We start from the raw sequence: 13,002 nt of genomic DNA, 5'->3' as shown, positions 1-13,002 counted from the left end.
CTTCGGCGCAGGAGGGTTCCGGCGCCGTGAACAGCAGGCCAGTCATGTCCTATGAGCTCTATTATTGGCCCGGCATTCAGGGGCGTGGGGAGTTCGTCCGACTCGCGCTGGAAGAAGCCGGCGCCAATTATATTGATATGGCGCGTGAGCCGAACGCCGAGGCGACGCTTATAGCCTTCCTCGAACGGACCGACCTCGCCCATCCGTCATTCGCACCGCCGTTCTTGAAAGACGGACATGTGATCGTCGGACAGACCGCAGCCATACTGCTTTATCTCGGCGATCGTCACGGTCTCGCGCCGAAAGATCTGGCGCGCAGGCTCTGGGTTCACCAAATTCAATTGACGATCGCAGATTTGGTCGGCGAGGCTCACGACACACATCACCCTTTGGGCGGCGATATGTACTATGAGGAGCAGAAACCGGAGGCCTCGCGCAGAGCGAAGTGGTTCCGTAACGAAAGGATACAAAAATATCTTGATTGGTTCGAAACGATTCTCGCACGCAACCCCGATGGTGACGGGCATCTCGCCGGCGACGCCTTAAGCTACGCCGACCTTTCCCTGTTCCAGGTCGTCGAAGGCTTGCTCTATGCGTTTCCCAAGGCGACAAAGGCCGTTCTCGCCGAGTCGCCGCGAGTCGCCGCTCTTCGCATGATGGTCGCGCAACGCCCGCGCATTCGCGCCTATCTCGATAGCGCGCGCCGGGCGGAATTCAACGAACAAGGGATATTTCGCCGCTATCCTGAACTCGATGGCTGATCAGCCGGGTCAGCCCTGACACGGATCTTAGATCGATCGCTCGCCCTATATGCTCACCTGTCCGGGCATGCAGCTCGGGTTCGGCTTGCTTCTTGGAGAGATGCTGATGGGTAAATCAGCCGTGGTCCCGGATACGCAACTCTCGGCGCCCGCCCACGGCGCCTTGAGCGACCGTCTTTTTGAAACCCGCAAACTTTCCATCGAACTTGCGGCTCCACTGAGCGCCGAAGACATGGTCGTCCAAGCGATGGAAGACGCCAGTCCGACCAAATGGCACCTCGCCCATACGACGTGGTTTTTCGAAACCTTTGTCTTGACGCCATATCTGACTGGCTATTCGCTGTTCGACGCGGCGTTCAACTATTGCTTCAACTCCTACTATGAGCACCAGGGGCCCCGGCAACCCAGGCCAAAGCGGGGGCTTCTCACTCGGCCGTCGCTCGATCAGGTCCTCGCCTATCGCGAGCATGTGGACCTGGCGTTGGCGCAGCTTCTGGCTGCGCGAAGCAACGCGCCGCCGGCCTTGATCCATAGGCTCGAGGTTGGAATTCATCACGAGCAGCAGCATCAGGAATTGATGCTCACGGACATCCTCTCGCTTTTCGCTGCAAATCCCCTGAGGCCGGCCTACCGCCCGGCGCAGCCGCGCTCCATTCCCGCGCCATCTGAACCGCTGCGCTGGATTGATTTTCCCGGCGGCGTCTACCAGATCGGCCATGACGGAAAGGGTTTCGCTTGGGACAATGAGGAGCCCCGCCATGAAGCGCTCCTCCACCCGTTCCGGCTTGCGGACCGCCTGGTCACAAATGGGGAATGGTTGGAGTTCGTCGCCGACGGCGGTTACGAAACGGCGACCCTGTGGCTGTCTGACGGCTGGGCCGCGATCATTCGCGAGAACTGGCGCGCGCCACTCTATTGGGAGTGTCAAGACGGAGAGTGGTTTGAAATGTCGCTCGAAGGACGACAGTTGCTGAGCCTCGATGCGCCGGTCGCGCATGTGAGCTACTACGAAGCCGATGCTTTTGCGCGCTGGTCTGGCAAGCGGTTGCCGACGGAATTCGAATGGGAAGTCGCGGCGGCCAAAGCGCCAAGGCAGGGCAATTTTCTGGGAACGGCGGCATTGCGCCCGCGACCGGCTGAAGCCGAACTCAACGGATCGCCTCGTCAGATGTTCGGCGACGTCTGGGAATGGACCCAGAGCGCCTATCTGCCTTATCCGGGCTATCGCGCCCCCGAGGGCGCGCTGGGAGAATACAACGGCAAGTTCATGGTTGGTCAGCACGTGCTGCGCGGCGGCTCCTGCGTGACGCCGCAAGATCACATCCGCCCGAGCTACCGCAATTTCTTTTACCCCCATCAGCGTTGGCAATTTCTGGGCCTGCGCCTCGCTTCGGAGATTGGCTGATGTCAGAGGCGACGGAGCGCTTAACGCCCCTCGTGCGGCAAGCGGACGACTTCGCCGTGAGCGTGCTGGAGGGCCTGTCCCGGCCAAAGAAGAGTCTTCCCTGTCGCTTCTTTTATGACGCTAAAGGCAGCGCGCTCTTCGAAGACATTACGCGCCAGCCCGAGTACTATCCCACAAGAGTCGAGGTTGGGATTCTCACAGCCAATGCGATGCAGATGCTCGACGGAGCGCTCGAAGAGACGGTTCTCGTCGAGTTCGGCTCTGGTTCGAGCGTCAAGACGGAAATCCTGCTTGCACACATGCGGCGTCTACACGCCTATGTGCCGATCGATATTTCAGAAAGCGCTCTCATTAATGCTCGAGAGCGACTGACGGCACGATTTTTCGGGCTCAACATCCAGCTGCTCTTGGCTGATTTTTCGCATCCGATCGAGCTTCCTCCCGAACTGGCGCCGCGGCCTAAGCTGGGATTTTTTCCTGGATCGACGATCGGCAATTTTGTCCCCGCGGAGGCGACGCGCTTGCTACGGGCGATGCGAGAGACGCTTTCGCCGCGCGGAAAGCTGATCATCGGCGTCGATCTGAAAAAGGACGTTCGCCAGCTTGTCGCAGCCTACGATGACGCCAATGGCGTCACCGCCGCATTCAATCTCAATCTCCTTGCGCGCATCAATCGTGAACTCGATGCGACGTTCGATCTTCAAGCTTTTCGCCATGCCGCGACCTACGAGCCCTTTGAAGGACGCATTGAAATGCATCTCGTCAGTGTGAAGGATCAGGATGTCTGGGTGGCGGGAAGAAAAATTCGCTTCCGTGCAGCGGAGACGATTCATACTGAGAGCGCTTACAAATACACGATCGAGGAGTTCCGTCTGATCGCGCAGGCGGCGGGATGGACCCCTCTGCGCGTGTGGAAGGATGAGCTAAATCTGTTCAGCGTACATGAATTGGACGCGCCTTAAGCTGAAGGCGACACAGCCGAGACCAGCTGAATGACTGCCACGAAGGTGAGCGAAGCAGAGCGAGACGCGTGGCCGGCATTGCCTTACGTCGCTTGGCGAGAGACCTATACGACTCTGCATCTCTGGACTCAGATCGTCGGCAAGATCCGGTTGTCGCTCACTCCCTGGCTAAACCACTCCTGGCATGTTGCGCTGTATGTGACGACGCGCGGCCTCGCCACGTCGCCCATCGCCTATGGCGCAAGAGTCTTTCAGATCGATTTCGATTTCATAGACCACGTGCTGCGCATCACGACGAGCGACGGCGGAGAGCGCCAATTGCAGCTCCGACCTCAGACAGTCGCCGACTTTTACGCGGATCTTTTCAGCACGCTCGAGGAGTTGGACATTTTCGTCCATATCAATGAGCATCCCAACGAGATGCCCGATGCGCTTCCCTTCACCAAGGACCGGATTCATTCGGCTTACGATCCTGTTTATGCAAACTGCTTTTGGAGATTGCTTGTACAAGCCGACCGCGTATTCAAAATCTTTCGCACGGCCTTCGTTGGCAAGGTCAGCCCTGTGCACTTTTTCTGGGGGAGTTTTGACTTGGCGGTGACAAGGTTTTCTGGTCGTCGTGCGCCGCGCCATCCTGGCGGCGTTCCAAATCTTTCCGACGCCGTTGTGCGCGAAGCGTATTCGCATGAGGTGAGCAGCGCCGGCTTCTGGCCTGGCGGCGGCTCGATCGATTTTCCCGCTTTTTATTCCTACGCCTATCCTGCGCCGCCTGAATTCGCTCGCGCGACGGTTGCGCCGGACGGCGCATTTTTTAGCGAAGATCTCAAGGAATTCATCCTGCCCTATGACATCGTGCGAAACGCCAAGCATCCGGATGCGACGCTGCTTCGCTTTTTGCAGAGCACATATGAGGCGGCCGCCGACGCCGGCGGATGGGACCGCGCCGCGCTCGAATGCCCGTTAGGACATGTCGGCGTCCCGCGTCCGGTTCAAGGATAGGTCTTCGACCGGTCGATTGCGCGCGACTCTCTGTCCTTGCCCACTCGGATCTCGGCGCACGGCGTGGTCCCAGCTTGGCGACGCCGCGGCATCTCGGCGCTCGACAGACCAAGGCTTTGCGCTAGATTTTACTTTGTTCACAGATTCATTGGTTCAGCGGCAGATGGAGAACTTAAATGCGGCATTCTCTTCCACGCAGGCTTCTCGCGGAATTCCTTGGGACTTTTTGGCTCGTGTTCGGCGGCTGCGGCAGCGCGGTGATTTCCGCGAGCTTTCCGCAGCTCGGCATTGGCTTCCTCGGCGTGGCGCTGGCCTTCGGGCTCACGGTGCTAACGGGCGCTTACGCTTTCGGCCCCATATCCGGCGGCCATTTCAATCCAGCGGTGACGCTCGGCGTCGCGACGGCCGGCCGCTTCTCCTGGAGGGACGTCGGACCGTTTTGGGTGGCGCAGCTTCTCGGCGCGACTTTTGCGGCTTTCGTGCTGCTCAAGATCGCGCAGGGCAACATTGATTTTTCGCTCGCGAGCGGCTTTGCCGCTAACGGCTATGACGAACATTCGCCCAATGGCTACACATGGCAGTCCGGCCTGCTTGCTGAAATCGTGCTGACGGCCTTTTTCCTGCTTGTCATTCTGGGAACGACCGAAGGCCGCGCCCCGGTCGGCTTCGCGCCCATCGCCATCGGATTGGCGCTGACGCTGATCCATCTGGTCGACATCCCCATCACCAACGCTTCCGTGAACCCTGCGCGTTCGACAAGCCAAGCGCTCTTCGTCGGCGGCTGGGCGCTCGAACAACTTTGGCTGTTCTGGGTCGCGCCGCTCGTCGGCGCCGTCATCGGGGGACTCATTCATCGCTTCACCCTCGCCGATGACTGAGTCCCCGATCACTTGCGCGAAAAACAGCTGAAGCTAGACGCATTCAGTGGACGCTCGGCTTCGCCGCAGCGTCCCTGACGCATTTCTTCGTGAAGCTCGTCCGAGCCGCGCCCGCCAGTTTCTTTTCAGCAGCAGCGGCATCGCAGGCGCTCGCGGCGGCGTCTCTGTCGCACTTTCTCATGAAACTTGTCAGCGCTGCGCCGCGCAGCTTCTTTTCAGTCGCCTGGGCGGCGCAGTCCGGGCCAGCTGGCGGGTTTTGAGCGAAAGCAGCAGCCGAAACCAAAACGGCGGCCGCACACATAGTGGCGGTCAAAATTCTTGTCGACATGTTGTCCTCTCAGAAATTCCTGCAGCTTCGGAGAAGAGACCAGAGCGCTTCCCGATCGCATGGAATCATGTGATCGATAAGGAATCGCTCAAAATCAAAATGTTGGCGCAGGTTCTCATCGACAAGGTCTGTCAAGTTTTTCGGAACCTGCTCTAAGGCAATTGAACAAGATGACGACGCGATCCGCTGACCTGACCCGAGACCATGACACGCGCCCAGCGTCAACGACGTCAGCGCTCCGCGAGCGCATGATCGGCGTCGCTATCTTCGCGCGCTCGCGCTTCCGCTAAAGAGAACCGCCTGTCCATTTCCAGCCCCTCCAACAGATCGCGGAACCGATCGGGAAGCGGCTCTCGAAGAACGTCGTCATACGTTTGCCGTAGCAATTCGCCGATTTCATCGCCGACCTTTCGGCCATGCATAGGGGACCGACGCATGTTACGCCTCCACTTGTCCACAGCGGACGTGAGAGCGTCGACTTAGGTTGCGGCCAGAATGTGAGCGACGCTCCTCGGCGGGCCTGCGACGGACGATTTGTAAATTTTATGGTAAATTGGACACACCTCTCCTGCTCAATCGGCCCGCGATCGGTCTTCGGCAGCGGCGGCCGATCGCATCGCGCCCTTGTCTTCATTGAAGTCAAACGCCTTTTTTGACCGCTGGCCAAAAAGCTGAGCTCGAGTAGGCGCTTTCAATATCGATCGCTTTGGCGCTATGTTTGCCCGACCAGCGCAGGGCGCTTGTTTTCTCTCTCGGAGGATCGCGTATGTGTCAGGCGTGTGGCTTTGCCGATATCGTTCATGGCGGCAAAATGCGCCGCAGAGCCTTTGTCTTCGGCGCCGCTACGGCGGGAGCGCTGACAGTCGTCGCAAACGCGCACGCGCAGGGCCGCAAATCTCAGTCAAAACAAGCTAAGCAGACTAGCGCGCCGCCCAAGCCTGATAATGTGATGACTCCGGACGAGGCGATGGCGCGCCTGATGGAGGGCAATAGACGATATCAGAAAGGGATCGCAAAACGGCACGACTTCATCGCCGAGCGCGAGGCGCTCGTCGGCGGACAAAATCCTTACGCCGCGATTCTCAGCTGCGCGGATTCGCGGATCGCGCCGGAATACGCGTTTGACAGTTCGCGCGGAGATCTCTTCGTCGTGCGCGTCGCTGGCAACTTCGCCAACCCGGACAATATTGCGAGCATGGAATATGCCGTCGAGGTCCTAAAGACGCCTCTCATTCTGGTGCTCTGTCACGAAGCCTGCGGCGCCGTTAAATCCGCAATTTCCTCAATCCAGGATCATACGACTTTGCCTGGCCACCTTCCCTCGCTCGTCGCAGCTCTTGCCCCGGCGGTCAAAGCAGTCGCTGGGCGTCCAGGCGATCAATTGGAAAATGCGACGATGGAAAACGCCCGACTCGGCGTTGAGACGCTGAAGACCGCAACGCCTTTGCTGAGCGCCGCCTTCAATGAAAAGCGCTTCAAAATCGCAAGCGGCATTTACCGGCTTGGCGACGGTCGGGTCGATCTTTTTGCGTGAGCCTCAGCAGCTGAAGCGGGCTCCTCGCCGCGGCGACAAAGCGTAACGTCGGGCGCGGCGCGGGAGCGTCAATCGAGCGCGAAAGGCCAAGCGCGCCTGCTGTCAAGCGAGTATCCGCCGATCGATCTGCGCAACCGAAGCGACGCCCGTCAGAGTCATCGCCACGCGCATTTCCTTGGCGAAGATCTCGAGCATATTCTCGACGCCCGCCTGTCCGGCCGCGGCGAGCGCATAGGCCGCGGCCCGGCCAAGGAGGACGCCCTTAGCGCCGAGCGCCAGCATGCGGACGACGTCCAATCCGGATCGAACGCCTGAATCGACAAATACTTCGAGATCGCTTCCGACGGCGTCGGCGATCGGAGGCAAGGCTTTGGCTGTCGACAATGCTCCGTCGAGTTGCCGTCCCCCGTGATTGGAAACGATGATCCCATTGGCGCCGAACCGCACCGCGTCCCGGGCGTCCTCAGGATCCAATATGCCCTTCAGGATCAGAGGGCCCTTCCAAAAATCGCGGATCCATTCGAGGTCCGACCAGTCGATCGACGGATCAATGTTTTTTCCAAGCCAGCCCATGTAATCCTGCAGTCCAGCCGCCTTGCCGAGATAATCTGAGATATTGCCGAGATCGTGCGGTCGTCCGCGAATGCCGACGTCAAAAGCCCAAGCGGGCTTTGTTATCGACTGCAGTATGCGCCGCTGCATGGCGTAGGGCCCCGACAAGCCGGAATGGGCGTCGCGGTAGCGCGATCCATGCACGGGAAGGTCGACCGTAAAGACAAGGTTTTTAACGCCTGCGCGTTGGGCGCGCTCTAACATCGACTGCATGAATCCGCGGTCCTTGAGCACATAGAGCTGGAACCAGATGGTTCCCGCGCTGCATTGCGACGCGACTTCTTCGAGCGAACAGATCGAGAGCGTCGGCAACACGCAAGGAAGGCCCTTGTTCGCCGCAGCATTTGCCATCTGAACCTCGCCTCGACGAGCGAACAATCCAGTCAGGCCCACAGGCGCCAGGATCACGGGAAGCTCGGAAGGCTGATCGAACCACGCCGTCGCGAGACTGAGGTCGGAAACGTTCTTCAGCACGCGCTGTCTGAGGTTCACGGCTCTCAAATCGGCGACATTGGCCTGCAGGGTGTCTTCGGCGTTCGCGCCGCCATCGATATAATCAAAAAGGAAGCGCGGCAGCTTGCGCTGCGCGACCTTTCGATAATCCGAAGCTGACGAAACGATCATTCGATTCTCCAAAGGCTGCTCGGACGCCGAAGGGGGGCGCGCGACCGCGCCTGAACGCACAGGCGCGCCTCCGGCCGCCCTGCTCCTTTGATCGCAGCCGCGCGGCGCATCGTCAAACTGATCTATCGCCTTGGGGAGTTTGCCGCTTCGGCGCAGCTCATGAGCGCGTCGCCTGCGGGCTGGCCTGTCGCCGCGATTGGAGGGATCAGCGACACGCGGCGCGCGGCGCGGCGACGGCGGCGCGCCGCTGGGCGTGATCCATCAGAAGATTTTGGACAAAGCCCAGTTTGTCTTTTACGACCGGCGAAATCACGAAGGGATAGATGTCCGGCTGCCCCATCGATCGGTTGATGTTGTTCAACGCGAATGAAATGTCCAGCCAACTATCCACCATCTCATTTATGTCAGGATAGCCGTAAGGATCAAAATCGACCAGCGCTGGAGAACCGTCGTCGCGCCGCACGACGAGCCCGGCGCTGCGACCTGTTTCGAGCGTGTCGACGATATGGAGATAATGCGCGAAGGTTTCCGCAAAATCTTCCCACGCATGACAGGAGGCGTATGCGCTTATGTGCTTTTGTCGCCAGTCGGCCGGAGGCCCCTCGTCGTAATGTCTCTTGAGGGCGGCGGCATAGTCTTCCCGCTCGTCGCCAAAGAGTTCACGAAACGGCCTCAGATATCTGGAGCGCGGCACGATGCGGTCCCAATAATAATGGCCGATCTCATGCCTGAAATGCCCGAGCAACGTACGATAAGGTTCGCCCATCTCGTCGCGCATTTTTTCGCGGACGGGGTCATCCGCTTCCTTCAAGGCGATCGTAATCAGGCCCGAGCTGTGGCCGGTCAGCACAGGCTTTTGCGACGGCTCCTCCGCGAGAAAATCGAAGATGAGCGGCTCGCCGTCGTTCTCGGAAGCCGTTGGCGCAGGCAGATTCAATCTGATCAGGCTGTAAAAGAGCCGCCGTTTGGCGGCTTCGATTTTCTGCCACGCGGCGCGGCGCTTGTCGTCCGACAAGTCAGGCACGGTTCGATTGTGCTGGCAGGCGAGGCAATACTCCGACGGCCCCCCCGTCTCGACCATCCAATTACATCCATGCAGCTCCCAGTTCTTGCAGAAGCGATATTCGCAAGTTCGGTCAGCGAGCGCGCGCCATCCGTAGCCGACGGGTTCGACTGCGCTCATCTCGCCATGCGCCGGCAAATAGCCGAGCGTGCGCCCGCAACTTTCGCATTTGGTGTTCTCAAAAAGTATGCTCTGGCGGCAGACTTGGCATCGAAAGGCTTTCATGCAGGATCTTTCGGGAGCGCGCTTGCCGCCATAACTGCGCTGCAGGCGGAATGTTCCTGGTCGAGCGGAGCGGTGGTCGCTCGGAAGCCTCGATCGGCCGGGGCAGACTCTTCTGGCGCCAATTGAATGCGCAGCCTGTATTCACCTGCTAGGCTTATTGCCGTAATTTCGGACAAAGCCGCCATTTTGGCGGCTCTTCAGATTGACACTGCGCGGCGCGGCCCCGCTAAACTCTCGGCAGTGGCCCTGCGCTAATTCGTGTAGTGAATGGCGCTGAAACGAGACGCTGATTAACGTGTCCATCCAGATCGCGCTTCACCATATCACCCACTACAAATATGACCGGCCGGTCTCGCTCGGTCCGCAGATCGTCCGCCTGCGTCCCGCTCCGCATTGCCGCACGAAAATCTTGAGCTATTCGCTCAAGATCGCGCCTTCGGAAAATTTCATAAACTGGCAGCAGGACCCGCACGGCAATTGGCTGGCGCGTCTGGTGTTTCCCGATAGCGCGCGTGAATTCAAGATTGAGGTCGACCTGCTGGCGGATCTCGCCGTCTATAATCCATTCGATTTCTTCATCGAGCCTTACGCCGAAGAATTTTCCTTCGCTTATCCCGACGAACAGAAAATTGAGCTTGCCGCCTATCTTAAACCCGAAGACGTCGGACCTCTGACGGAAGACTTCGTCCGAAGCCTTCCGCGGCAAAAAATGCGGACAATCGATTTTCTCGTCGAACTTAATGCGCGGCTGCACCGCGACATTCGCTACGTCATTCGCATGGAGCCTGGCGTGCAGGCGCCGGAAGAGACTCTCACGCTTGGAACAGGGTCGTGCCGCGATTCCGCTTGGCTGCTCGTGCAAATCTTACGCAAGCTCGGTCTCGCGGCGCGTTTCGTCTCCGGCTACCTCATCCAGTTAAAGGCCGATGTCGATCCGATTGAAGGCCCGAAGGGAACCGATCACGACTTCACGGATCTGCACGCTTGGACGGAGGTTTTTCTGCCCGGCGCCGGTTGGATCGGACTTGACGCGACGTCAGGACTGTTCTGCGGCGAAGGTCATCTGCCGCTATGCAGCGCGCCGCACTATCGCTCCGCCGCGCCTCTGTCGGGCCTCGTAGAGCCCGCTCAAGTCGAATTCAGTTTCGAGATGCGCGTCGACCGCATCAATGAGGCGCCGCGCATCACCGCGCCTTTTTCGGACGACGCATGGCGACGGCTCGACGCGCTGGGCGACAAGGTCGACGCCGATCTCGGCGCGTTGGACGTTCGCCTCACCATGGGCGGCGAGCCGACGTTCGTCTCGATCGACGATTTCGAATCCCCCGAGTGGAACACGGCGGCGACCGGTCCCACCAAGCGAGAGCGGGCCGATGATCTTATCCGCCGGCTGCGCGCGCGCTTCGCGCCAAACGGGTTTCTGCATTACGGCCAGGGCAAATGGTATCCCGGCGAAAGCCTGCCGCGCTGGGCCTTTGGGCTTTACTGGCGCCGGGACGGCAAGCCGATTTGGTCGCAGCCGCAATTGATCGCCGAGATCTCGGAGCCGAAAGGCGCGACCACGGCGGAAGCGGAAGTCTTTGTGCAGGATCTTGCGGAGCGTCTCGGGGTGGGCGCCGAACATGCTTTGCCGGCCTACGAAGATCCCGCGCATTGGATGATCAAGGAGAGCGTCCTCCCGATCAATGTCGATCCCTCCGATCCCAAGATCGACGATGCGGAGGAACGCTCGCGCATGATGCGGGTGTTCGAGCGGGGCCTGAGCAAGCCGACGGGTTTCGTCCTGCCGATTCAGCGCTGGAACGCGCGCGCCGATTCCCAGTCGCGCTGGACGTCGGAGAAGTGGACGCTGCGTCGCGGAAAGCTGTTCCTGGCCCCGGGCGATTCGCCTATCGGGCTGCGGCTCCCCGTCGCGTCCTTGCCCAAGCTGCCCGAAGGCGAATATCCGTTCATCTATCCGCAGGATCCTTTCGCGCCCCGCGAGCCGCTGCCGGAACCCGGACATTTTCGCCGCATTCAAGGCGGCGGCGCGACCTCCGTCGGTCACGCGCGCCAGGACGTGCACGAACAGTCGATCGTCGAAGGGGCCGTGCGCACCGCCTTCACCATCGAACCGCGAGACGGCAATCTCTGCGTGTTCATGCCGCCCGTCGAAACGCTCGAGGATTATCTCGAACTGCTCGAGGCGGTGGAAGAGAGCGCCAAGGCGACAAAGCTGCCGCTCTATATCGAAGGCTATCCGCCGCCCGACGACCCGCGCCTTGAAGTGATCAAGGTGACGCCTGATCCTGGCGTCATCGAGGTCAATATTCACCCGGCCGCCACATGGCGTGAGGCGGTCGAAACGACGACCGCGCTCTATGAGGACGCGCGGCAGGCGCGGTTGACGACAGCCAAATTTATGATCGACGGCCGGCAGATCGGTTCGGGCGGCGGCAATCACGTCGTGCTTGGGGGCAAGACCGCGGCCGACTCCCCCTTCCTGCGCCGGCCCGACCTGTTGAAGAGCCTTGTGCTTTATTGGCAGCGGCATCCGTCGCTGTCCTATCTGTTCTCCGGACTGTTCATCGGGCCCACCAGCCAGTCGCCGCGGGTCGACGAGGCGCGGCATGACTCGCTGTATGAGCTGGAGATCGCGCTGGCGCAGGTGCCGTCTCCCGACGATGGCCATGTGCCGCCATGGCTGGTCGATCGGCTGTTTCGCAATCTGCTCGTCGATGTCGCGGGCAACACCCATCGCGCCGAAATCTGCATCGACAAGCTCTATTCGCCCGACGGACCGACCGGGCGTCTCGGGCTCGTCGAATTCCGCGCGTTCGAAATGCCGCCCGACGCCCGCATGAGTCTGGCGCAGCAGTTGTTGCTGCGCGCGCTCGTCGCCTGGTTCTGGCGAGAGCCGCAGCACGGCGATCTGGTGCGCTGGGGGACGGCGCTGCACGACAAATTCATGCTGCCGCATTTCGTCTGGCAGGACTTCCTCGGCGTTATCGATGATCTGCGCCGCGCCGGCTACGCCTTCGAGTCGGAATGGTTCGAGGCGCAGCGCGAGTTCCGCTTCCCGCTGGCCGGCGGCGTCGAGCACGGCGGCGTTCATCTGGAAATCCGCGGCGCGCTCGAGCCTTGGCATGTGATGGGCGAGGAAGGCGCGAATGGCGGCACGGTGCGCTACGTCGATTCGTCGCTCGAACGCCTGCAGGTCAAGGCGAAGGGTCTCGTTCCAGGCCGACACATCATCGCCTGCAACGGACGCCGGGTCCCGATGACCGGCATCGGCGTCCCCGGCGAGGCGGTGGCGGGCGTCCGGTTCAAGGCCTGGCAGCCGCCCTCCGGCCTGCACCCGACGCTCCCCGTTCATGCGCCGCTGACATTCGACGTCATCGACTGCTGGAGCAGGCGTTCGCTGGGCGGCTGCGTGTATCACGCGACGCACCCCGGAGGCCGCAATTACGACTCCTTCCCCGTCAACAGTAACGAAGCCGAAGCGCGGCGCTTGGCGCGATTTGAGGATCACGGGCACACGCCCGGGCCTGTCGATCCGCCGCGCGAGGAGCCAGGCCAAGAGTTTCCGCTGACGCTGGATCTTCGGAGGAGCATTGTCCGCTGAGCGCCCG

11 protein-coding genes are annotated in these 13,002 nt (G+C 60.6%); 7 read left to right on the top strand and 4 right to left on the bottom strand.

Translation table 11 applies throughout. The features are described from left to right. Window positions 1–44: 44 nt before the first annotated feature. The 5 genes from BN69_RS17150 (at window position 45) to aqpZ (ending at window position 5,005) form a co-directional block, all read left to right on the top strand. Complete coding sequence (locus tag BN69_RS17150; RefSeq protein ID WP_014892918.1) at window positions 45–761, top strand: glutathione S-transferase; 717 nt, start codon at window positions 45–47, stop codon at window positions 759–761. Between the two features lie 100 nt (window positions 762–861). Beyond that, entirely contained in the window at window positions 862–2,166 is a 1,305-nt protein-coding gene (gene egtB, locus BN69_RS17145) for an ergothioneine biosynthesis protein EgtB (RefSeq protein ID WP_041927522.1), read from the top strand. After that, window positions 2,166–3,128 carry an L-histidine N(alpha)-methyltransferase gene (egtD, locus tag BN69_RS17140; RefSeq protein WP_014892916.1) on the top strand — a complete coding sequence of 321 codons (963 nt, stop codon included), beginning with the start codon at window positions 2,166–2,168 and terminating at the stop codon, window positions 3,126–3,128. Before egtB ends, egtD begins: the two co-directional genes overlap by 1 nt. 30 nt (window positions 3,129–3,158) lie before the next feature. Then, window positions 3,159–4,127, top strand: coding sequence for a DUF5996 family protein (locus tag BN69_RS17135; RefSeq protein WP_014892915.1), 969 nt, complete (start codon window positions 3,159–3,161; stop codon window positions 4,125–4,127). A gap of 176 nt (window positions 4,128–4,303) precedes the next feature. After that, window positions 4,304–5,005 carry an aquaporin Z gene (gene aqpZ / locus BN69_RS17130; RefSeq protein ID WP_014892914.1) on the top strand — a complete coding sequence of 234 codons (702 nt, stop codon included), beginning with the start codon at window positions 4,304–4,306 and terminating at the stop codon, window positions 5,003–5,005. Window positions 5,006–5,048: 43 nt separating this feature from the next. Here the strand turns inward: aqpZ and BN69_RS17125 are convergent, their stop codons facing one another. Both BN69_RS17125 and BN69_RS17120 read right to left on the bottom strand, forming a co-directional pair. Continuing rightward, window positions 5,049–5,306, bottom strand: coding sequence for a PsiF family protein (locus tag BN69_RS17125; RefSeq protein ID WP_371212431.1), 258 nt, complete (start codon window positions 5,304–5,306; stop codon window positions 5,049–5,051). Window positions 5,307–5,563: 257 nt separating this feature from the next. Then, window positions 5,564–5,755, bottom strand: a complete 192-nt coding sequence (locus tag BN69_RS17120) for a NepR family anti-sigma factor (RefSeq protein WP_148277306.1) — start codon at window positions 5,753–5,755, stop codon at window positions 5,564–5,566. 344 nt (window positions 5,756–6,099) lie between these two features. Between BN69_RS17120 and BN69_RS17115 the strand changes: the two genes are divergently transcribed. Further along, window positions 6,100–6,867 (top strand): carbonic anhydrase, encoded by a 768-nt coding sequence (locus BN69_RS17115; protein WP_014892911.1) that lies wholly within the window; start codon window positions 6,100–6,102, stop codon window positions 6,865–6,867. A gap of 102 nt (window positions 6,868–6,969) precedes the next feature. On the opposite strand, the gene lldD is transcribed toward BN69_RS17115, so the two are convergent. Together lldD and BN69_RS17105 are read right to left on the bottom strand one after the other, a co-directional pair. Continuing rightward, window positions 6,970–8,103, bottom strand: a complete 1,134-nt coding sequence (gene lldD, locus BN69_RS17110; protein ID WP_014892910.1) for an FMN-dependent L-lactate dehydrogenase LldD — start codon at window positions 8,101–8,103, stop codon at window positions 6,970–6,972. Between the two features lie 205 nt (window positions 8,104–8,308). After that, entirely contained in the window at window positions 8,309–9,391 is a 1,083-nt protein-coding gene (locus BN69_RS17105; RefSeq protein WP_014892909.1) for a zinc-binding metallopeptidase family protein, read from the bottom strand. Between the two features lie 295 nt (window positions 9,392–9,686). On the opposite strand from BN69_RS17105, the gene BN69_RS17100 reads away from it, so the two are divergent. After that, window positions 9,687–12,995, top strand: coding sequence for a transglutaminase family protein (locus BN69_RS17100; protein ID WP_014892908.1), 3,309 nt, complete (start codon window positions 9,687–9,689; stop codon window positions 12,993–12,995). Window positions 12,996–13,002 lie beyond the last annotated feature (7 nt).

Source organism: Methylocystis sp. SC2 (genome assembly GCF_000304315.1).
In the GTDB taxonomy this organism is placed as follows: domain Bacteria; phylum Pseudomonadota; class Alphaproteobacteria; order Rhizobiales; family Beijerinckiaceae; genus Methylocystis.
Note: the sequence above shows the minus strand (reverse complement) of the source record. Positions and strands in the feature narration are given on the sequence as shown.